The organism is Methanimicrococcus blatticola (assembly GCF_004363215.1).
GTDB lineage: Archaea > Halobacteriota > Methanosarcinia > Methanosarcinales > Methanosarcinaceae > Methanimicrococcus > Methanimicrococcus blatticola.
Map to the genome: position 1 here is coordinate 123,687 of NZ_SNYS01000008.1, position 21,523 is coordinate 145,209.

At 43.1% G+C, this 21,523-nt stretch carries 21 protein-coding genes, 1 tRNA gene and 1 other RNA gene; 10 read left to right on the forward strand and 13 right to left on the reverse strand.

What is annotated here, in order from left to right; genetic code table 11:
* Window positions 1-17 precede the first annotated feature (17 nt).
* Window positions 18-2,801, reverse strand: coding sequence for an alanine--tRNA ligase (gene alaS, locus C7391_RS05050; RefSeq protein WP_133517463.1), 2,784 nt, complete (start codon window positions 2,799-2,801; stop codon window positions 18-20).
* Window positions 2,802-2,818: 17 nt separating this feature from the next.
* Entirely contained in the window at window positions 2,819-3,082 is a 264-nt protein-coding gene (locus C7391_RS05055; protein ID WP_133517464.1) for a YhbY family RNA-binding protein, read from the reverse strand.
* Window positions 3,083-3,565: 483 nt separating this feature from the next.
* Between C7391_RS05055 and thiC the strand changes: the two genes are divergently transcribed.
* On the forward strand, window positions 3,566-4,849 hold the full coding sequence (thiC, locus tag C7391_RS05060; protein WP_133517465.1) for a phosphomethylpyrimidine synthase ThiC: 1,284 nt from the start codon (window positions 3,566-3,568) through the stop codon (window positions 4,847-4,849).
* A gap of 253 nt (window positions 4,850-5,102) precedes the next feature.
* On the opposite strand, the gene aglJ is transcribed toward thiC, so the two are convergent.
* The 9 genes from aglJ to C7391_RS05105 form a co-directional block, all read right to left on the reverse strand.
* The gene (gene aglJ / locus C7391_RS05065; RefSeq protein ID WP_133517466.1) at window positions 5,103-6,053 is read right to left on the reverse strand and encodes an S-layer glycoprotein N-glycosyltransferase AglJ; all 951 of its coding nucleotides are present in this window, start codon (window positions 6,051-6,053) and stop codon (window positions 5,103-5,105) included.
* Window positions 6,054-6,149: 96 nt separating this feature from the next.
* The gene (locus C7391_RS05070) at window positions 6,150-6,704 is read right to left on the reverse strand and encodes a TATA-box-binding protein (protein ID WP_133517467.1); all 555 of its coding nucleotides are present in this window, start codon (window positions 6,702-6,704) and stop codon (window positions 6,150-6,152) included.
* A gap of 261 nt (window positions 6,705-6,965) precedes the next feature.
* The gene (locus tag C7391_RS05075) at window positions 6,966-7,199 is read right to left on the reverse strand and encodes a hypothetical protein (protein ID WP_133517468.1); all 234 of its coding nucleotides are present in this window, start codon (window positions 7,197-7,199) and stop codon (window positions 6,966-6,968) included.
* A gap of 180 nt (window positions 7,200-7,379) precedes the next feature.
* Entirely contained in the window at window positions 7,380-7,835 is a 456-nt protein-coding gene (locus C7391_RS05080) for a hypothetical protein (protein ID WP_133517469.1), read from the reverse strand.
* Window positions 7,836-7,973: 138 nt separating this feature from the next.
* Window positions 7,974-8,058: transfer RNA gene (locus C7391_RS05085), tRNA-Ser, on the reverse strand.
* 86 nt (window positions 8,059-8,144) lie between these two features.
* Window positions 8,145-8,460, reverse strand: an RNA gene (ffs, locus tag C7391_RS05090) — signal recognition particle sRNA.
* A 204-nt stretch (window positions 8,461-8,664) separates the two neighbouring features.
* The gene (locus C7391_RS05095) at window positions 8,665-10,230 is read right to left on the reverse strand and encodes a phosphoadenosine phosphosulfate reductase domain-containing protein (protein WP_133517470.1); all 1,566 of its coding nucleotides are present in this window, start codon (window positions 10,228-10,230) and stop codon (window positions 8,665-8,667) included.
* Between the two features lie 157 nt (window positions 10,231-10,387).
* On the reverse strand, window positions 10,388-11,398 hold the full coding sequence (locus C7391_RS05100; RefSeq protein WP_133517471.1) for an AIR synthase family protein: 1,011 nt from the start codon (window positions 11,396-11,398) through the stop codon (window positions 10,388-10,390).
* Window positions 11,399-11,440: 42 nt separating this feature from the next.
* The gene (locus C7391_RS05105; protein ID WP_133517472.1) at window positions 11,441-12,349 is read right to left on the reverse strand and encodes a CRISPR-associated protein Cas4; all 909 of its coding nucleotides are present in this window, start codon (window positions 12,347-12,349) and stop codon (window positions 11,441-11,443) included.
* 136 nt (window positions 12,350-12,485) lie between these two features.
* On the opposite strand from C7391_RS05105, the gene C7391_RS05110 reads away from it, so the two are divergent.
* Together C7391_RS05110 and C7391_RS05115 are read left to right on the forward strand one after the other, a co-directional pair.
* The gene (locus C7391_RS05110; protein WP_133517473.1) at window positions 12,486-12,869 is read left to right on the forward strand and encodes a hypothetical protein; all 384 of its coding nucleotides are present in this window, start codon (window positions 12,486-12,488) and stop codon (window positions 12,867-12,869) included.
* 113 nt (window positions 12,870-12,982) lie between these two features.
* Window positions 12,983-13,726: a helix-turn-helix domain-containing protein gene (locus C7391_RS05115; RefSeq protein WP_133517474.1), complete on the forward strand. Its 744-nt coding sequence runs from the start codon at window positions 12,983-12,985 to the stop codon at window positions 13,724-13,726.
* 3 nt (window positions 13,727-13,729) lie between these two features.
* Here C7391_RS05115 and C7391_RS05120 read toward each other — a convergent pair whose 3' ends face one another.
* Window positions 13,730-14,761 carry a PDDEXK nuclease domain-containing protein gene (locus tag C7391_RS05120; protein ID WP_223611002.1) on the reverse strand — a complete coding sequence of 344 codons (1,032 nt, stop codon included), beginning with the start codon at window positions 14,759-14,761 and terminating at the stop codon, window positions 13,730-13,732.
* A 735-nt stretch (window positions 14,762-15,496) separates the two neighbouring features.
* Between C7391_RS05120 and C7391_RS05125 the strand changes: the two genes are divergently transcribed.
* From C7391_RS05125 to C7391_RS05155, 7 genes are all read left to right on the forward strand, one after another.
* Window positions 15,497-16,546, forward strand: a complete 1,050-nt coding sequence (locus tag C7391_RS05125) for a hydroxymethylglutaryl-CoA synthase (protein ID WP_133517476.1) — start codon at window positions 15,497-15,499, stop codon at window positions 16,544-16,546.
* Window positions 16,547-16,555: 9 nt separating this feature from the next.
* Window positions 16,556-17,728, forward strand: coding sequence for a thiolase domain-containing protein (locus C7391_RS05130; protein ID WP_133517477.1), 1,173 nt, complete (start codon window positions 16,556-16,558; stop codon window positions 17,726-17,728).
* Between the two features lie 5 nt (window positions 17,729-17,733).
* The gene (locus C7391_RS05135; protein ID WP_133517478.1) at window positions 17,734-18,129 is read left to right on the forward strand and encodes a Zn-ribbon domain-containing OB-fold protein; all 396 of its coding nucleotides are present in this window, start codon (window positions 17,734-17,736) and stop codon (window positions 18,127-18,129) included.
* A gap of 264 nt (window positions 18,130-18,393) precedes the next feature.
* Window positions 18,394-18,843: a hypothetical protein gene (locus C7391_RS05140; RefSeq protein WP_133517479.1), complete on the forward strand. Its 450-nt coding sequence runs from the start codon at window positions 18,394-18,396 to the stop codon at window positions 18,841-18,843.
* A 39-nt stretch (window positions 18,844-18,882) separates the two neighbouring features.
* Entirely contained in the window at window positions 18,883-19,116 is a 234-nt protein-coding gene (locus tag C7391_RS05145) for a hypothetical protein (RefSeq protein WP_133517480.1), read from the forward strand.
* Window positions 19,117-19,329: 213 nt separating this feature from the next.
* The gene (locus C7391_RS05150) at window positions 19,330-20,133 is read left to right on the forward strand and encodes a hypothetical protein (protein ID WP_133517481.1); all 804 of its coding nucleotides are present in this window, start codon (window positions 19,330-19,332) and stop codon (window positions 20,131-20,133) included.
* 447 nt (window positions 20,134-20,580) lie between these two features.
* Entirely contained in the window at window positions 20,581-20,892 is a 312-nt protein-coding gene (locus C7391_RS05155) for a hypothetical protein (RefSeq protein WP_133517482.1), read from the forward strand.
* Window positions 20,893-20,983: 91 nt separating this feature from the next.
* Here the strand turns inward: C7391_RS05155 and C7391_RS05160 are convergent, their stop codons facing one another.
* Entirely contained in the window at window positions 20,984-21,478 is a 495-nt protein-coding gene (locus tag C7391_RS05160) for a toprim domain-containing protein (RefSeq protein ID WP_133517483.1), read from the reverse strand.
* Window positions 21,479-21,523 lie beyond the last annotated feature (45 nt).

Genomic DNA, 21,523 nt, shown 5'->3' on the forward strand with positions numbered 1-21,523 from the left:
ATAAAAAAGAAAAGAAATTAAGAAGACAAAGTCTCCTTAATTTTTGCAACGGCTTCAGCCTTTGCTTTTTCAATGCCTGACGCGTCCGGTCCGCCGCCCATGGCCAAATCCGGCTTGCCGCCGCCGCCGCCGCCGACAGCTTGTGACATCATTTTCACAAGGTCGCCTGCTTTAAGGCCCTTTGTAACTGCATTTTTGCCGACAGCTGCAACAGCTTTCACGCCGTCCGTTTCACTGAGAAGAACCGCGACGGCGTTTTCATCCTTTAATATTTCAATGGCTGCCATTCTCAAAGAATCAATGCCGTCTCCTTTTGTCACATTAACAACAAGTGAGAACTCACCGATCTTTTCAGCGTTTTGAAGCATTTTAATGGTTCTTGCGCCGGCCAATTCTTCTTTGAGTTTTTCGTTCTCTTTTTGAAGTTCTTTCCATTCATCAAAGAAACGCTCAACCGTCGGCGGTAAAATTTCAGGTTGAATGCTTAAAATTTCAGAAGAATCTCTGAGCAGTCCTTCCATTTCCTGAACGGCGGCAATGGCTGCTTCGCCGGCCGCGTATTCCAAACGCTCAACACCGTCTTGAATGCGTTCCGTTTTCAAAATCTTAATCGGGCCGACAACACCGGTGCTGAGGCAGTGCGTACCGCCGCAGGCTTCAATGTCTGAGCCGACTTTAACGATACGAAGCGTCTTTCCCGGCGGAATGCCGCCCTGGTAGAGGCCGAAGCCGTATTTCTGCTCGGCTTCCGTTCTGTCAAGACTTTCAAAGTGGACTTTTTTGTTTTCCATCACCATTTTGTTGGCAATCATTTCAATTTCATTGATTTCATCTTGGGTGATGTGCTTGTAATGTGAAATGTCGAGTCTGGCTCTGTTTTCCGTCTTCTGCGCGCCGGCCTGCCAAATGTGATTGCCGAGCACCTTTCTGGCTGCGTCGTTGACAATGTGCGTTGCCGTGTGGTGACGGGAGTGCGCCATTCTGCGCTTCTTGTCCACTTGGCCGATAATCATGTCGCCGCGGTTAATCAACAATTCTTTATCTGTTATGTTCAGTTTGTGAATCACAACGCCGTTATACATTTGAACGTCAATGACATCATAAACGAATGTTCCTGCCATCAGCATACCGTTATCGGCTTCCTGACCGCCGCCTTCGGGGTAGAAGTATGTGTTATCCAATACAACGAAATCTTCAAACGTGTCCAAAACAACCGCTTCGAATTCCATTCGTTCCGGTTCGTCATAATAAAAGCGTTTGGTCAATGGCAAACGCTCGATTTTATCCATATATTTGAATCCCGTGATCGATTCATCTTTGTCACCGGCTTCGCTGTGCATATCCGCGACAAGGGAATAGAAATTGTCCGGAAATTCCACCGTGACGCCGACTTCTTTTGCGGCTTCCTTAGAAACTTCCGGCGGAATGCCGTGGCTGTCATAAATTTCCATGAGTTCTTCAAGCGGCAAACTTTCGCCTTTTTCCTGATAACGGACAGCCGCTTTTTGAATAATCTTTCTGCCGCGCTCAATGGTCTGGCGGTATTTTTCCTCTTCAAGCGCCAAAATTTCTTCCGTCACTTTGAAAGTGTCTTCAAATTCGGGATATTCCGGCATGTTGTCAATGTGAAGCGCAACGATTTCCGAAAGCGGCACATTCACGCCCAAATCCGCAAGCATACGAATCGTGCGGCGAAGGACAAGTCTTGCAAGGTAACCGGATTTCACGTTGGACGGAATGATGCCGTCGCCGAGCATAAACGTCAAACAGCGTGTGTGATCGGCAATCGCGAAGATCTTTTCCATCGGGTCCATGATGCGGTTCAGCTCGTCGACGTCCATGCCGATGCTGTCTGCCACCTGTCTTCTGAGTTCCAGCAAATTAGCATTGCCGCTGACGTCCATGACGCCCGCAAACTGTGCGTTGCTGGCAAAAATCTTAGCGTACTCGGGATTGTTTAATTCGTGGTCGATGCCTGCCAAATTCGTTAATTCTTGAACGATTGTCGGGAAAACGGCATCGTAAATCGTCGGCGTTCCCTGGGATGCCCAGACGAAACGCTCTAAACCGTAGCCGGTATCAACAATATAACTGTCCATTCTTTCATACATTTTGCCTTTGACATCAATCGTTCCCGTCTTTGATTCTTTCAAATTCATGAAAACGAGCGTTGCCAATTCAAGGCCGCCGACCATGACTTCAACAGACGCGCCGGCATTGCCGCCGCCGGCCCACGGGCTTTTAATGTATGTCACTTCTGTGATATCGGCACCTAAAGACGTTAAAAGTTCATCGCATAAGGCGATGGTTTTGTCTTTCCAATAAATTTCTTTGTCTTTGCTGTTGAAAACGTGGTGGGCCATCATTTCAAAAGTCGTTAAATGGCGGCCGGTTCTGCCAACAGAGTCCAAGTCATTGAGACGGATGCAGGGCTGAGAAATCGTCAGCGGATTTGCAGGCGGCGGAACGAGCCCGGAGGTGACGAACGGCTGAAAATCTGCGATGGACGCAATGGTTAAATAAATGTCATCTCTCCAGCGGGCGACAACAGGATATCTGTCAATTCGGGTGTGTCCGCGCTCTTCAAAAAAATTCAGGAAATATTCGCGCATTTCAGCGAGGTTCATCGGTTTTGAAAAAATCGGTTTGCCGATAAATGTGTAAATGTCACAAGGCGCATCGCCGCAGGTTTCTCTTTTTTCGTCGCGTGTCCAAAATATGTTACCGCATTTGGTACATTCTTTTTCAAAAAACCCGTTTTCCTTAAAGTAAGTTATATCTTCATATTCTTCATCAAGCATTTTTCCACCCTGCCCCATTACTTTTTGTATAATGTCACGGTCCGGCCGCGAACATCAATTAATTCGGCATTGCATTTTTCACACAATTCCAATGCCGTTTCTTTCATATCATCCGATTCGCCGGAATTTTTATGAATTCTGACTTTAACCAATTTTCTCACTTTCAATTGTTTTTTGAGTTCCTCAATAACCGAATCTGCCATACCGTTTTTGCCGACGCTCATGAGCGGCGTTAAGTTCACGGATTCTTTTTTGAGGGTGTAGAGTTTGACTTTATCCATATTCGTTTGCCTTTTTTGTCTTTTATTTGACGATTAATTTGATTCAATAATTTAGACTTCAAAAGTTTTTAGCCTTTAATAAATCTTCTCTCGGAAGGTGCCATTTTATTCGGAAACTATCATTTTTAAAGGGAACGGCACCGCACGCGAATGATACGTTTTTGGATCACTTTTCTAAATACGAAATCCCTTTTCTGAAATTTTAAAATCCGGATTTCGGTTTTTCAATCAATTTTCAAAAATAATAAAATTTCTCAAATTTAATTGTTTTCAAATCAATTTTTCTTAATCTATTGTTTTTTATCAAAAGCGGTTTCAATTCTAATCAATATAATTTGTTTAGCAATCAACTTTGTTTTTCAAATAGGTATATATTCGAAAACCACGTTTTACGATTCATTCGTGACTACAGGCGGTGTCTGCCTGATTTCATCTTTCTGATGGCAAGTCCGTTATTATATTTTCAAAGAGAGGAGTTTTAATATGTCAATTGTTACAGACGCAAAGAACGGTATCATTACCGAAGAAATGAAAATCGTTGCACAAAAAGAAGAATTAGACCCTGAATTTATCAGAAGAGGCATTGCCGCCGGCAGAATCGTCATTCCGGTCAGCCCCTACAGAAAAGTTAAACTCGGCGGTATCGGTCAGGGCTGCCGCACAAAAATCAACGCCTCCATCGGCGCTTCCTCAGACATCATCGACATGCAGATGGAAATCGACAAAGCCGTCGCCGCAGAAAAAGCAGGTGCTGACACACTCATGGAACTCGGAACCGGCGGAGACTTCCTCGGCATCAGAAAAGCTGTTTGTGACGCCATTTCTTTGCCGGTCGGATCCGTTCCGTTGTACCAGGCATTCATTCAGGCCGCAGAAAAATACGGCTCCATCGTCCACATGACAGAAGACGAGCTTTTCAAGGCAACCGAAGACCAGGCAAAAGCAGGTACCTGTTTCATGGCAATCCACACCGGTATCAATCAAATCACACTTGACAGATTGAAAAAGCACGGCAGATACGGCGGTCTCTGCTCACGCGGCGGCGCTTTCATGAGCACCTGGATGCTCCACAACGAAAAAGAAAACCCGCTTTTCGCTCAGTTCGATTACCTTTGTGAAATCTTAAAAGAACACGAAGTTTGTCTCTCAACCGGCAACGGTATGCGTGCAGGTGCCGTCCACGACGCAACCGACCGCGCACAGGTTCAGGAATTAATCATCAACTCCGAATGCGCTGAAATCGCACACGACAAATACGACCTCCAGGTCATCGTTGAAGGTCCGGGTCACGTTCCGCTCGACCAGATCAAAACAAACGTTCAGTTGATGAAAGTCATGAGCAACTACAAGCCTTTCTATATGCTCGGCCCGCTTGTGACAGACATTGCGCCCGGATACGACCACATCACAACCGCAATCGGCGCAGCAGTCTCCGCTTCCTACGGCTGTGACTTCCTTTGCTACGTGACACCTGCCGAACACTTGGCTCTCCCCAACATTGATGATGTTATCACCGGCGTCAAAACCTCCAAGATTGCCGCCCACATCGGTGACATGATCCGCCTCGGCAAGAGAGACGAAGACTTGGCAATGGCTCGCGCAAGAAGAGATCTTGACTGGAACAAAATGTATGAAATCGCAATTGACGGTGAACACGCAAAAGCTGTCCGTGACAGCCGCGCACCCGGCGACGAAGATGCCTGTACCATGTGCGGCGACTTCTGCGCTTTGAAAATCGTCAACCAGCACTACGATCTCTCTAAATAAAACTGATTGAGCTGTCTATGACCGCTCGGTCATAAAAACAATTCCTCATCAAAACGTAAACAAACCGAGAAGGAGGACCCCATCTCCTTCTCTTTAATTTTCTCTTTTTCGGCTGTGCCGCAGGCGAGCCGCTCCGCTTTTCAAATCATTTTTCAAAGAAAATTTATAACATTTTTCCGGAAAATTAAAAAAAGAAAAAAAATAATTTGTTTTTTGAATTTATTTCAAAAAATAAGAAAATAAAAAAGAATGATCAGAATTGATCGTATTCTTTTTTCTGTTCATTTTGGTTGGCTTGAATCGCTTTTAATGTTTTTCTGTGAAGTGTTGCGCTGATGTCGGCAACAAATCCTGCAATGAGCAGCAGTGTTCCGATGCCTGCAAAGAAGAAGAATGCAGTTCCGAGCATGGAGCTGTGCCATGTGATGAACGGGTGGGCCGCAATCAAAATCAGCGCGATGAGATATGACAATAAACTCCAAACGCCGAAGAAAAAGATCGGGTTGTAAAAGCGTGAATATTTGTAAGCGGCCATGCTGATTCTGTAGCCGTCGCGGATCGGATGAAGTTTCGTTTCCACCTTTTCAGGACGCGGCAAATATGTAATCGGCACTTCCATGAATTTTTGTCCTTTCATCAAACATTCGACCGTCATTTCGGTTTCAATCACGAAGCCGTTTTGTTTTAAATCCAAAGCTTGAATAGATTCGCGTGTAAACGCGCGGTATCCTGTTAAGATATCTCTGTGTTTGGATCTGAAAGCGCGGCGGAAGAACCAATTGATCATGCGGTTGCCGATTAAGTTTAACGATGTAAACGCGCCGGGCGTTCGTCCGGCAATCCTGTCACCTGCGACGTGGTCGGCTTTTCCTTCTAAAACCGGATACAACAATGTGCCGATTTCTTCGGGCAGTTCCGTGCCGTCGCCGTCGATCATGACGATGTATTTTTCAGTCATCGCGTCAAAAGCTTGGATCATTGCCTGGCCTTTGCCTTTTCCGCTTTGAATGACGACGCGGGCGCCGGCAGCTGCGGCAACTTCTCTTGTTTTGTCTTTGCTGTTGCCGTCATAAACCAAAATATTGTTGTAGCCGACGTTTTTGAACCCTTCAATCACGTCTTTGATGGCCCCTTCTTCGTTGAGAACGGGAATAAAAATGCAAACATCATTTTTATCAAAAATTAAATTACGGTCTTCAGTCATAAAAATCAGGTTGTGTTTTTGCTCAAACCGCAAAGCGGCTGAGTGAATATGAATTTAAATTTGTCATCTGTTCAAAAATAAAAAGAAACAGGGAACTTACAAAAGTCCCATGTTGTCCAACTGTTCGCGAACGACTTCAACGCCGCGTGCACAGTCTTCGGGTGTTTTGCCGCCGGTAACGACGAGTTTGCCGGAGCTGAAAATCAAAACGACGACTTTCGGGTCGCTGATTCTGTAAACAAGTCCGGGGAATTGTTCGGGCTCGTATTCGATGTTTTCAAGACCGAGGCCGATTGCGATTGCGTTGAGGTTCAAAACAGCTTTGAGGTCGGCGGAGGCGACAATGTTTTGGACGGCAATGTCCGGGTTTTCGATTGTCTTGATGCCGATGCCGTTTAATTTCTTTGCCATGTTGCCGATAACGGTATGAACGTCAGCGACATTTTTTGCGCCGGTACATACGACTTTGCCGGATGTGAAAACAAGGAATGCGGCTTTCGGGTCAGAAACGCGGTAAACGAGGCCGGGGAATTTTTGTTTGTTGTATTCCGCGGTTTGGAATTTTTCAACGATTAAGTTTAAGTCAAATTCTTCTGCTAATTTTGTGGAAGCGACGACGTTTTCAATTTTAAGGTTAGATTCATTAGTCATAATAATTACCGGTCTAATTTATTAAAAAATGTATTCATTAATGAGTATAATTTGTCAATAATATGTTCGTTAATTCTCGAATTCAATTTTCTTGAATCAATGCGGATATTCTTAAACGCTTATCAAGTATATAAAGGGTATATATAGCATTTATAAAAAACAAGATTCCTTTTTTCAAAAAAATCAAGTAAATTGAATTAACACCAATCGAAAATATTGAAACCCGAGGTGTGTTTTAATTCATTTTTAAAATGGCGGTGTTCACGCGCGGCAGCCTGCAGTGGTGAGGCAGAGGGGCAGCGGTATCGGTGGCGGACAGTGACAGCAGCAACGCAAACGGCAAGGTAACAGCAGTAACGCAAACGGCAAGGTAACAGCAGTAACGCAAACGGCAAGGTAACAGCAGTAACGCAAACGGCAAGGTAACAGTACCTCCGTTCGCGTAAGCGAACGGGTGTGATAAAAAAGAGCAGATGCACGCAGCTGAGCTGACACGCGCCACGAAATGGAATAGAAAAGCGGGTTCTCGGTTTTGCTGTATCGGTTGGGTACAAATCCGCAAATTTCCGATTCCTCGCTTCGTTTTACTCAGCTCAGAATCGAAAATTAGCGGGCGGTCATTTCGGATTTTAAATAATTTAATAAAATCAGATTCAATCTTTTATTTTTTTGTTTTTAAGACATCGGCGCTTCGCAAAAACCGATTAATCGATATATTTTTTGTCCGTTTTCGTCTTCCGTTTGAAAAATCAGTGTTTTTGTGTACGTTTTTTTCTTAAAGAGATCAAAATAAATGACGGAAGCATTTTCAAACGCCGTTTTTTGAATTTCGTCGGTTGATTGTTTTTCTTCAAACATTTCCGGGGTTTCTTTTTCTTCTTTTTCATCAATGTCCGGCAATTCCGCTTCCCATTTTTCGATTTCGACAGCGTCTGCTTCTGCTGAAAATGAGGCTGATTCTAAAACAATCTTTGAGCGGCAGATTTCTTTGTCTTCTCCCTCGTCTTCTTCGTTTTCTTCTTCAGTTTCTTCAATTTCATCTTCGTCAACGGAAATGCGCCAAGTCATTCCGTCTCTTTCTAAAAGCGATTGAATTTCTTCTAAAGAAGTAAATGTTTTATCAATTTCCATGACTTTCAGTTATGGAGTTCTTGTATTTATAATTAGAAAAAAGTAAAAAGAAGTAAAAATAAACGCAATAAAAATAATAAAAAAAATTTCAAAAGCAAAGCTCGTTGATTTAATTTTAGAAAATCAGAATTTGAAAAGCGACGAGAGGGGGATTTGAACCCCCGAGTTGCAAAGCAACACAGGATTAGCAATCCTGCGCCCTACCGAGCTAGGCTATCTCGTCAAAATGACTTTTCAATCTCTCCCATAAAAGAAAGACGAATATTTAATGCTTACCGTCTGTTTTAATTTTATTTCGGTAATGGAAAAAGGTGAGCATGCATCCGGTTCGATACATCTTCCTTATACAGTCTCCGAAATCCCTCCTCCGCCCCGCAACCCCGCAAGCGACTGTTGTCCGCGGTAAGTCTGCTCCCTTCCGGGCCTGGACCGGTTCCCACGATTAAGAAAGCCGAACCAAAACTCCTTTTGTCTCGGCAATCACCACATTCCCAGCAGGACGAGGTTTCAACGTTAAGATTTTGGACTTGACATAAAGTCAATGCACCTGGCCGAAAGCTTCGTCACCCGCGTATCGGCGATTTCGGGTTACAAGCGACGCCTAGCTGCCCTGACTAGCCCACCGAGTAAATCATAAGTGCGGTATAATTTATAAGGCTATCTCTTTTAATATCGAGCACTTTATTGCTTTCTTGTTTTTGCCGACATCGCGCGCGAATCGTACCGTTTTTCAAAAATGAATCAAGAAAGCAAATCGGGGTTAAAAGGAAAATAAAAACGAAAACAAAAAAAGTAAAAAGGAAAGTAAAATGAAAATGAGCGCATTGGCTCATTTTTTATATTTAACGCCTTTTTCAGCGGCCAATTTCTGCATCAATGGCGGCAATTTATCATAACGCCACAAACCGAATTTGACCCACGCTTCCGGATTTTCAATTCCTTTTTCGACTCCTGCTTCAACGAGTTTTCCCTCCCACATTTTCATGGCTTCGGGGTGGGTATGTTTCAAATTTTCAAAATCTGCCAATGACGCAGCCGGGCACAGCCAACAGCCGATTCGATCCAGGCCTTTCTCATAAAGCGGATTGTAGTGGAGATTTTTGTCAAAAATGTAAAGCCAAACGTGCATCGCTGTCCATTCTTGAATCGGAGCTGCTCCTATTTGGCCGCGGACGGACGGGCTTTTCCAGATTCTTTGACTTTTGGCGCGTGCTTTGGATTCGTATTGACGCTGCCCGATAAAAGTCATACAGCCGCCGTCTTCAGCGTAATTTGTTTCAATCACGGTTGTAATCGGCATCAATTTGCAGGACTGGGTACACCAGCGGTTATCCACGCTCGGCGGCCCGTTGATTTTGTATTCTTCCCAAAATGCATTTCCGGCACTTGTTTCTTTAAAGGGTTTGCCGTATATTTCGACAACCTCTTTCACGTTGTCAATCGTTTCCTGAAATTCCAAACCCGTGTCGGCAAAAATAATTTCATATTCTCTTTCGTTGCCGGAATCTTTGCCGAATGCTTTTTCTGTCAGGTGAAGCGTGACCAAACTGTCTTTGCCGCCCGAATATGAACAGGTCAATTTTCGGTTCATGTTATTGGCGGCATTTTGCATGAATCGGATGCTGTCCGCTTCAAATTTATCAATCACACGACGGTTGGCTTCAATTGTTTTTTGCCAAATGTCGCGCGTTGCCGTTCCTTCAGGAATGGTTTTGTCAGCCGGCATGACGCTTGCAGCTGTATTAATTTCATTTTCTTCTTCAATTCCCGTCCATCTTGTCTTAACCGCTTTACCGCGTTCGGAAGCGGCAATTTCTTCGGCAGACATTTTTGCCCGACCGACGGCAATCACTTCAAAATCAGGCGTGATAATGACGACTTCATCTTCTTTTTCAAATCCGGGCGCGGTTTTTAAAATACCCGGGACCAAAACGCTGGAACCGTCCGCGACAAACGGAATTGCTTTTTCGTGAACCATGATCCAGTTTTTGAGATTTGTTTCTGCATCCGGATCTTCCGTCTTTGAATTTTTATTAAAAATGCGGCGGGCGCCCGATAAACGCGGCAAAAGAACCCAGCCGGGCTTGTCAATTTCAAAACGGATTGTTCCGATAATTTCGCCGCCGCAAATGATTTCTTCCATCCGGTCATCGTACGGCGCTTTGTTATAAACCGCGATTTCGCCGTCCGCAATCATTTTTTTGCCGAACTGGCGGACGGAAACTTCGTTAATGCGTTTGATATCATACGGAAATGCCGGGCGGATATCCGCAGGCGGCGTCACCGTCACGAATTTTGTTTGGCAGCCGCAGGCGCATTTCTCGTCCAATACGGGAACGTTGCATTCCGGGCACCAATGTAAGACTAATTTTCCTAAAAAAACGGGTTTGACCATGGTGATTAGAAGATTTCATCGTATTAAAAGTCATTTCTGAAACTTATTGTGAGGTCATCCTGTGTCGGTTCGTCAATTGTTTTAAAATGATTTGGTAATGATTTGATAATGATTCGGTAATTATTTTAAAATGATTTGATGATAGGATGAATGACTATTATCGCGTTAATTTATACAATTCATCCGATTTCGGTGCGCGCAAAACACTCATCGTTTCAACATCCTGTTTTTCGTTTTTGTAAATCAAGCGTTTGAGCGGATTTACAACGATTTCGCCGATGATGGCTGCCGGAATATTTTTTTTCTTCAGTTTTTCCAAAACCAAATCCGGGTCGGATGTTGTCATGATCATGTTGCCGCTTGCAATCAAACGGTATGGGTTTAAATTGTAAAATTCACAAATCTTTTTTGTCTCTTCCGATATCGGAATATTTTCTTCATAAACGACAACGCCTGTATTCGAAGCTTCTGCAATTTCCCAAAGCGCACCGTAAAGACCGCCTTCGGTAATGTCGTGCATCGCATGAACAACAGATACGCCAAGCTCACCTGCAGTTGTTCCTTCTTCAATCACACTGATCTTTTCCATCATGGATTGCGCTTTTTTAACAAACGAGTCGCCGAATTCTTTTTTCAATTCTTCTTCTTTTTCAAAAGCGATGATTGCGGTTCCTTCGGGAGCAACTGTTTTTGTCAGAATTATTTTATCGCCTGCGGTTGCGCCTGCCGAGCATATGACATTATTTTTATCAGAGATGCCGATGGCGGTTGTGTTAATGACGATGCGTGTGACGGCATCGGTGACTTCTGTGTGGCCGCCGATGATGCTGACATTTAGGGCGGTTGCGGTTTCAGCCAGCTCTGTCATGATTTTATCTAACTCATTTTCGGAAGAGTTTGGCGGTAAAAGAATTGTTACCAATAGGCCGAGCGGGCGGACACCGCAGGAGGCGATGTCGTTGCAGGAGACGTAAACAGCAAGTCTGCCGATTTCTTTAGCCGTTCCCGTAATCGGGTCACTTGAGAGAACAAAAAACTGTTCGCCAATGTCTAAAATGGCGCAGTCTTCGCCGATTCCCGGGGAGACTTTTACCTTTTCATCAAAGTTTTTCAGTTTCTGAAAGACGATTTTTTGCAAAATATCGTGCGGCACTTTTCCGATTTCCATAATTCTATTCGTAAAATGATTCGTTTTATTTAAATTCACGCTTCAGCCGAATATTTTTGAAACCAAATTCTTGGCTTTCACATGACATTTCTCTCGGTAAACGCATTTTCCGCATAAACGAATGTTTTTTTCTCTCGGCATTTTTCCTTTTTTAATGTCCCGAATCTTTCGAATCGCGCGAAATACTTTTCGCCGGTCTTGCGGTCGGATTCGAAAGTGACGGCAGTCGCCGAAATAATCAATGATTGCGCTGTCTGAAACAAACTGCCGCCCAAAACAGCTTTCGAGTATCATTAAATATGCTGCCGCCGGTATTCTGTCAGATTCCCAAACCCCGTTTAACGGTGCTTTTGAAATTTTGATCAAATAAGGCAGCCGTTTTTCATCAAACATTAAAACCTTGGGCGGCATTCCCATTAAATCCGTTCTTGAGTCTAATACTTGTTTTTCAACAGAAATCGGGTCGGCAGCCGCTTCAAAAAGGACTGTTCCGTTTCTTTGAATCGTTAAATCAATGTTTTTGCTCAGTTCTTCGATTTTTTCTTCAATTCTTTTTTCAAAATCTTTGTCGCTGTCGAATTCAATTTTGAACGCGTCACAGCTTCCGGTGTTTTCGTGGCTTTTATTGTTTTCACTGCTTTCGCTGTTTTTTATTTCATTTCCAATTTCTTCAAAAAGCCTTTTCACTCGGTTTTTAAATTCTGAATTTTCAGCAAAAACGACATCCGGATTTTCATCAATCATTTCCAAAACAAGAGCCGGCAGTTCCAAACAAATTTCCCGCCAAATCTTATTTTCAAAAACACCGGCTCGTTTTTCATTAAACAATAAATCGGGATGTCCTTTTCTTTCGGCGGATATTTTAAAATAAAGCTGTTTCGGGCAAGCCGCCCAAATCCTTATTTCTGATACAAAAACGGTTTCATCATTCTTTTTCCAAAAATCGGCCATATCTTTTCAGAATTTTATTAACCTATTTTCGGATTGTGTTTTTTTCAAAAACGGAATCTTATTATATTCTTTTCTAAAAAACGAAACAACCGCCTCCAACGATGCGTTTCATGAGCGAAACGAATGAAAAAAGGCGTTGAAGATTCGTCCTCTTCTATACAGCAAAAACAAAAATCTGTTTTTTAATAGATTAATTACAACTGCTCACATTCAGATTTTTACACTTGGTTTGCTTCGTTCCGGCTGTGTTGCACTCATCTGCTTTGCTGTGTTCACCTGCTCCTTCTTATCACACCCGTTCGCTTACGCGAACGGAACCGCTGCTACCTTACCGCTGCTACCTTACCGCTGCTACCTTACCGCTGCTACCTTACGCCGCTTCTTTGCCGTCCTCATCATGCTGTTCCGCTCGGTGGGTGCCGCTTCGCTGCTCATCTCGTTGGTTACACCGGGCGATCGCCGCGCGCGAACGGGACAGTTTTTCAAAAAAATCGAAAACGCATCCGGTCGTTTCAATTAGTTTTTGAAAACAGTTCCAAAAACAAAACGCGTCAACTAATATTCTATTCATCAAATTATAATCTGTTTTGCAGAGGATACCTTTATATTGAAATCGTTCGTTTTTCCTTTGTCATGACAGACAACGAGGCTTTTGAGAATTTAAAGAAAAGACTTGCCGAAAAGATGGCGGGCGAAATTACGCTTTCCGAAAAACCCGGCGAATGTCTTAAAAAATGGCGATTGAATTTTGAGGTTTCTCAAACAGACATTTCTAATTCTTTGCAGGTGTCGCCTTCCGTTATCAGTGATTATGAATCCGGCAGACGTAAATCTCCCGGAACGCTCATGGTCAGTAAAATCGTCGAATCGCTTCTCGCAATCGATACCGAACGCGGCGGCCAAAAAATTCACGCTTATGAAACAATGCTGACAGCCGACAGTTCCAAAGAATCCATTTATTCCACTTACGAATATTCTATTCCGATTCAATTCCAAAAACTCGTTTCACTTCTCGATGCCCAAGTGCTTTACCGCGGCATGGAACGCCCGCTTTACGGTTTTTCCGTTGTTGACAGTAAGCGCTCTATTCTTGAAATGACATCTTACGAATTCCAGCGCCTTTACGGTTGGAGTACCGACCGCGCCATGGTTTTCACAAAAGTTTCTACCGGCAAATCTCCGCTTGTCGCCATCCGCGTCACGAATTTAAAGCCCGGCGCAATCGTTCTTCACGGTCTTTCCAAAGACGAAGTCGATCCGATGGCTGTTAAAATGGCAGAAGTCGACAGAATTCCGCTTTTATGTACGACGAAAGATTTGGATGAAGCGATTGCCGAACTGAAAAAATACGGCCAGTATTCCATTAAAGGAATTTAATTTTCATTCTTTTTTATTCTCTTTTTCCAAAAATAAAAGCAATCTTTCACTGATTTCTTGATTGTTTGGTAACAAATTTCTGTAATTTTTCGGTAATGTCGATGATGTTGTATACGTCGCGACACCAATCGGCATTCTGCTCGATTTCAAAGAATATTCGACAACCGTTCTGTTTTTCTCTTTGCAGATAATAATGCCGATCGAATCATTTTCATTCGGTAATTTGATTTTTTCATTCAACACTGCCAAATAAAATTCCATTTTTCCTTTATATTCCGGTAAAAACTCCCCGATTTTCAATTCAATCGCTACCAAACATTGCAACTGCCGGTGAAATAACAACAAATCTATAAAATATTCTTTTTCATCAATCTGCAGTTTGAATTGGCTGTCCACATATGCAAACTGACCGCCCAGTTCGGACAGAAAATTTCGAATATTGTCAATTAAAGCGTTTTCTAATTGGCTTTCTGAATGTTTGTCAGAAAGATTCAGAAAATCAAATGTGTATTCATCTTTAACCGTTAATGCCGCTTGTTTGCGGCTTTTTTCCGGCAGCGTTTGTTCAAAATTTGTTTGATTGAGAAGATATTTCTCATAAGCCTGATTTTCAATCTGATGAATCAAAATGTTCTTTGTCCATCCGAATTTCATAACAGCAGTTATGTAAAATTGACGTTCTTGATAGTCTTTACATTTTTTCATAATAGTGATATGTTTGCTCCAACTAATTTCTCGTACCAGTGGTACGAGATTTTCTGAATTATGATATTCAGTATAAAATTGAGCCATCAGCCATATATTTCCAACAGAAAATCCGCTCATTCCCGGGAATTCTTTTTGTAATTCTTCTGAAAGGGTTGGAACAACGGCTTTCCCCCAATTTTCAGATTGTTTTTCAGAAACGGCTCTTCCAATTTCCCAATAAAGACTGATTAACTGAACATTCACTGATTTCAGCGCCTCATACTGGGATTGTCTTACTTTTTGTTTAATTTCTTTTATGAATTCAGTTTGTTCTTCTTCTAATTTCATCACCATCACGCTCCGTCTTTTCTCTCATTTTTTATGGGGGTATCGGGAGGTATGGTCTGCAATATTCTTTTTAAATGCTGTTTTTTTGTCAAAATCGGAAATTTTAAAACATTCATTTTTCATTTTTTCCAAAAAAAGCATTTTCATTTTATCCGTTATTTGTTTCACTTATCAAATAGCCGTATTTTTTGATAACTTTTCTCAGTTTTTCTCGTCGATTAACGAAACCGCCTACGTTACGTTTATATATCACGATTTCTTCTTTTGCAGTAAGTGCTTCGGAGTATGTTGCTTTGAGTTTTCAAAGAGCACCGAAGTCAATAGAGGTAATGCTCTAAACAGACAGAATAAAATGGTTTAAAAACACAAAAACGGCTTAATGAGGAAATAAAAAAACGTACATCTGCACCGATAGACTGTTGCCGAACCGGTTATTTTCGAACCCACTCCGGCGGCGGCAGTCATGTCGGTCTGTTTCAAAAGCCATAACATAAACAATTAATAAATCCGTAATTCGGTCGTTTTTTCAATCTTTTTCCGATTCGCCACAGAGGAATATTAATTTGCTTCCTGTTTGGCTTATGTCTCGGATTTTGATTGTCAGCGCACTTGGTTTTGTTGATTGTATTTAGTATCGAACAGTTCGGCAAAAGAACTGAAACAACGACTACCAAATATGAAATAACTGCCCGGTAATTATTTTGCAGTTATTCTTGAACATAAAAGGTGAATAAATTGACAGTTGGAATTGTTTCCTACGGCGCTTACATTCCCCGCTACAGAATTAAAACCGAAGAAATTGCTAAGGTTTGGGGCGGAGATGCCGAAATTTTAAAGAACGGTTTAAAAGTCTTTGAGAAATCCGTTCCTGATGTTGACGAAGATGCGGCAACCATTGCCGTTTCAGCAGCAAGAAACGCCGTCAACCGTGTCGGTCTTGACACACAAAGAATCGGAGCGGTCTACACCGGTTCCGAAAGCCACCCGTATGCGGTGAAACCCACCAGTACAATCGTTGCTGAAGCAGTCGGCGCATCCCCCGACATGACAGCAGCAGACTTCGAATTCGCTTGTAAGGCAGGCTCTGCCGCAGTCCAGGTTTGTATGGGTCTGGTCGGCTCAGGCATGATCGACCTCGGTCTTGCAATCGGTGCTGACGTTTCTCAGGGCGCGCCCAATGACGCACTCGAATACACCGCAGCAGCCGGCGGCGCAGCATATGTGATCGGCAACAAAGAATCCGAACTCATTGCAATTATTGAAGACACTTACTCTTTTACAACTGACACACCCGACTTCTGGAGACGTGAAAGCCAGCACTACCCGAGCCACGGCGGACGTTTCACCGGTGACCCCGGTTACTTCAGACACGTCACAAGCGGTGCAAAAGGTCTTCTTAAAAAAATGGGCACAAAACCCGAAGACTACGACTACGCTGTTTTCCACCAGCCCAACGGCAAATTCCCGGAAAGAGCAGCACAAATGCTCGGCTTCACAAAAGAACAGATCAAACCCGGACTTGTCGTCCCGAGACTCGGAAACACATACTCCGGCTCCTGTTTGATGGGTATCGCAGCAACGCTCGATATTGCAAAACCAGGAGACCGCATCTTCGCAACCGCATACGGTTCAGGTGCCGGTTCTGACGCATTCAGTATCCGCGTCACCGACAAGATTGAAGAATTCCGCGGCAAAGTCCCGACGGTTGAAGAATTGCTCGCTGATCCGATTTACCTCGACTACGGTAAATATGCGCACCACAAAGGTAAGATCAATTTCGGATGAGGTGAAAAAATGAGAGAAGTAGCAATTGTCGGTGCAAAGACCACCGAATTTGGAGAACTTTGGGAAAAATCCCTCAGAGATATTGTCGTTGAAGCCGGTGTCGGCGCTATTGAAGACGCAGGCATTTCCGGCGAAGATATCGACATGATGTATGTCGGTAACATGAGCGGCGGTAAATTCATTGAGCAGGAACACTTAGGCGCATTGATTGCGGACTATTCCGGTCTTGCGAAAGGATTGAATGTTCCGTCCACCCGTGTGGAAGCGGCTTGTGCTTCCGGCGGTCTCGCGCTTCGCCAGGCCATCCAGGCCGTCGCATCCGGCTACAGCAATGTTGCCATCGCAGCCGGCGCAGAAAAGATGACCGACATTGACGGATCCGGCGTGACAGACGCGCTTGCGGCCGCCGCCGACCGTGAATGGGAAGGCATCCAGGGCGCAACGTTCCCGGGCATTTACGCAATGATTGCCAAGCTCCACATGGCACAGTACGGCACAACCAGCGAACAATTGGCAGCTGTTGCCGTGAAGAACCACGAGAACGGCATGAACAATCCGATTGCACAGTTCAAGAGCAAGCTCACAATTGAACAGGTTTTGAAATCCATTATGGTTTCCGACCCGCTTCACATTTTGGACTGCTCCCCTGTTTCTGACGGCGCTGCCGCAGTGATTGTTGTGCCCGCTGATGAAGCGCACAAATACACAGACACGCCGATTTACATCAAGGCCAGCGCACAGGCAAGCGACACAATCGCATTGCACGACAGACGCGACATCACAACGCTTGATGCCTCTGTTGCAGCAGGTAAGCGCGCCTATGAAATGGCAGGCTTGACTCCGAAGGACATCAACTTCGTTGAAGTTCACGACTGTTTCACAATCGCCGAAATCTGTGCGATTGAAGACCTCGGTTTCTTTGAGAAAGGAAAGGGCGGCCCGGCCTCTTTGGCTGGTGAAACCGCGCTCAACGCAAAGATCTCCGTTAACCCCTCCGGCGGTTTGAAATCAACCGGTCACCCGGTCGGTGCCACCGGTGTGAAGCAGGCTGTCGAAGCTGTCCACCAGCTCCGCGGTGAAGCCGGCAAACGTCAGGTGAACGGTGCAAAGTACGGTATGACGCACAACGTCGGCGGTTCCGGCGCAACAGCTGTGGTTCATATTTTCTCAAATGAGAGGTGATTACGATGACAGTACCAAGATTCTGGAGAGAACAGCAGAGCAGATACAACCTCGTCGGTTCTCACTGCAAGACGTGCGGCAACTACTATTATCCGATCAGAAACCTCTGTCCGGAATGCCGCCGTGACGGCGATATGGAACAGTACAAATTCAAAGGAACCGGTAAAATCGTGACCTGCACTGTCACACACACCACATCTGACGAATTCAACGACCTCGTTCCGTACGCGCTCGCAATCGTCGAACTCGACGAAGGCGCCAAGCTCACAACACAAATCGTTGACGAGCCCGAAAAAGTCGCAATCGGCAAACGCGTCCACTCCGTTTTCAGAAAACTCGGAAGCGACGGTGATTCAGGTATCATTTACTACGGTACCAAATTCGAACTCGACAAAGAATAATTTAAAAAAGAGTTTGACTGCAAATTCTATTTGAATTGAAAATCAATTGAATGAAAATTTCAATTGAAAAAACGTAAGCCTCGGTTTTTGCCGGGGCTTTTTTTTGGTTTATATGTATTTTCTATTCTTTATTTTCGTAAATTATATCTGTTCTTCAAACCGTTTAAACATCATAGATTTTTGATTGGTGTTTGAATGAAAAAAGACAAAAATTTGGGTTTGCCTGATTTTTTCAAGCGGTAACCATTTCGTTCAGGTGGAATCATGAAGTATAAAATTTATTCAATTTTGCTTTTAATAATTATGAGTTGTGTCGTATCAGCCGGATGTTTCGGTTCTAATAATAACAATGACAATAACTTTAATCTTTATACGAATGATTTAGATGCGCCCGACGGCAAAACCGTAAGCAGTCATCAGATATTATGGTTGAATCAGGTTCCGAAAGGAAAAGTTTTTCTTCAGCACAGTACAAGCGATCCTAATCTACCCACTGCAATTTGTTCACGGGCATGGCTTTCACCTGTGGAAAAAGTCGAATATGCAGATGTCGTTGCCTATGCCCATATTAAAGAAATTCAGCCTGCTGTTTGGGACACAATAGATGGAAAAGCTCCTGAGGGATACATGACGCCGACGGAATGGGTTGACGCCGACGGTGACACTCATATTAAGTATGATACCGATAACCGTGGTCATATTTTGTATACTTAGGTCGTTTTTGAAATCGATAAACAACTTAAAGGCGACTCAATGGATGAAGTGACTGTATGTCTTTTCGGCGGAGAAACAGAAGATGTTGTTGTTTATTACCATGAATCCGGTCCGGCACCATGGGATTTCCAAAATATAACTGTTTATCTGTTGTATTTATCAAAAACATCCTCACAATGTGACAGCTATGTTACAATTCAAGATCAAGACGCTTACTTTGTTATGTTTGATGGCAGTTATCGTGTTACAAGCCCGTACGATTCCGATTGGTAATGAGGCCGTTCGAATCGTAAAATTTTGAACGGCTGATTATTTATTTTCGGATAATCCGGCAAAAATCTTTTTTATTATTTTTATGTTTATGATTTCAAATCTGTTCGCACTTTCAAAAATGATTATATGTGTTTAACTTGTCTAAGGTATGAAGAAAAACAGATTTTAATTAGTATATTCTATCAATTAATTCATAATTCAGGAGCCATTCACATGAAAAAGCAATTATTCATAATCGGATTGTGCCTTGTTTTGGGAGCGGTTTTGGTTGCCGGCTGTCTCGGCGGCGATGACGCAAACAATTCATCCAACAACTCATCCGATAATTCAAGCAACAACTCAACAATTGATCCTTCATTCGTGCCGCCCGAGCCGATTGAAGCTCCCGCTGACACAGCGATGTACCGCGGCAATGTGACAAACATCGCAACCGCGAACAATACAACAACAATGACGCTCGCGCAAGTCAAAGGAACAAACTTTGGCGCAGCAACCATGAAATTCGTCTTTGACGAAAACTCAAAAATGAACTTCAATATTTCCGATTTGAAAAACGGTCAATATGTTGAAGTTTATTACGGCGCGCCTGCATCAGGTACAACCAATTTCTCAGAAACGCAAACCGTTATTGTCGCAAACGTTCTTCGCTACGCCGGTCAAGTCGTTTATAACGGCGAAATCGTCAAAGTGACGCCGGCCGTTAATGCAAGCAGCACTTCTTATGTCGGAAAAATCGAAGTCAAACTCGAAAACAAAACGACAATGATCTTCAATTGCGATGAAAATACGCAATTCTATCTGAATATGTCTAAAGTCAAAGCCGGTGAACAGATTGACATTTACGGCAGCTGGATCGTTCAGACAAGCATGCCGGCACAGACATCTGCTTATGAAATCAGGGAATACTATTCCACAGGAACAACCGACAACGGCTCTACAGTCGTTGCATCCGGCAACAGTTCCTCTTCTCCGGACTCCCCTGAAAATAATCCTGCGATTCACCTTCCCGCAGAGTAAATTCGGTTGAAAGGAAATTCTAAAAATTTCTTTTTCATCCTTCACTTTTTTTCATTTTTTTAATTCTTCGACAATTTCTTATTTTATCGACAATTTTTATCATTTAAACACAGAGTCTCTCATGATTTTTCATTACATTTCTCTTTTCATTTCACGGTCTTAATTTTTTCGAATTGCTTTGTTTCAAGTTTTAATCGTGTTCTTTCTATCGAATTTATTTATCGGTTTGCGCTTGAATGTCAGTTGCAAAAAACAAATGTTTACCCCATTTATTCTCTTCGTCAGTAAACGAAATGAATATATACAGGTGAGAGGTTTATCGACTAATAACGAACAAAGAATCGTTGTGGTTGTTGATTCAGCGTTTATTATTGTGTTATAGGTTGTTAGCTGAATAAAATCAATTATTCAAATCAACAAAAATTAAAATTGGGTTGGCAAAAAAATATGCTCCTGACAGTTGAACCGATTGGAAGTATCAGAAAATCGGCGAATAAGACGGAAATTCTCATTTATTCCGAATTTGAACAAGTTGTCACAAACATGGTTCAAAAATTCGGTAACAGTCCCGAGAGAGGTCAAAAACTCCTCGTTGTTCATAAAAGCAAAGACGGCGTCAATCAATTAAAAGTCACAGAAGCGACATTAATTGAACGCAAAGGCAACTTACTTACTGTTTCTAAAATGGATGCCACTGAAGGCCCTGTGGTTGACATCTCAACGCAGTTCCAAACTGACATTAAAAACTCTTCTTCTTAAAAAATATTCAATCCAATTGAACACTTTCTCTTTAACACATCATCTCAGTCCGATCCGCTTTACCGGATTCGGCTCAATTCATTTTTCATGTTCAATTTTCATTTTCAAATTCGTCGCTGTTATCGCCGCAATGAAGCATTTCTCTTAATTTTAAGACATGCGTGTACAAACTTTCGACATCTTTGATTTCCCGTTTTGAATAAAAAAGAAGTTTTTCCCGTTGCGCCGTTTCATAAGGAACATCCAGGTTTTTAAATTGCTCTTCAAGCCGCGCCGCCAAAATACCGCCCTTCCGATCCCAATCCGTTAAAATAACAACGGTTTTTTTCATTTCGGCAATATTTTCACAAAATTCGGCGACAGGCTGATTCGCGCACGGAATGATTTCAGCCGTAATCCCAAGATTTCGAAGTGAAACAATATCTCTTCGGCCTTCAACAATAATTAAAAAAGAATCTGTCGGCATTTGATTACCGTCAAAGTCGGCACCGCCAAAGTCAGTATTATTTGCGCCCAATTCAGCCAAAACAGATTCAATTGCATCTAATACGATTTTGTTTCGTTCAGAGGCGGCATCATATTTCATTTTCAATCTCTTAATTTTTTATTCTCTTTCTATTAACGCAGGTCT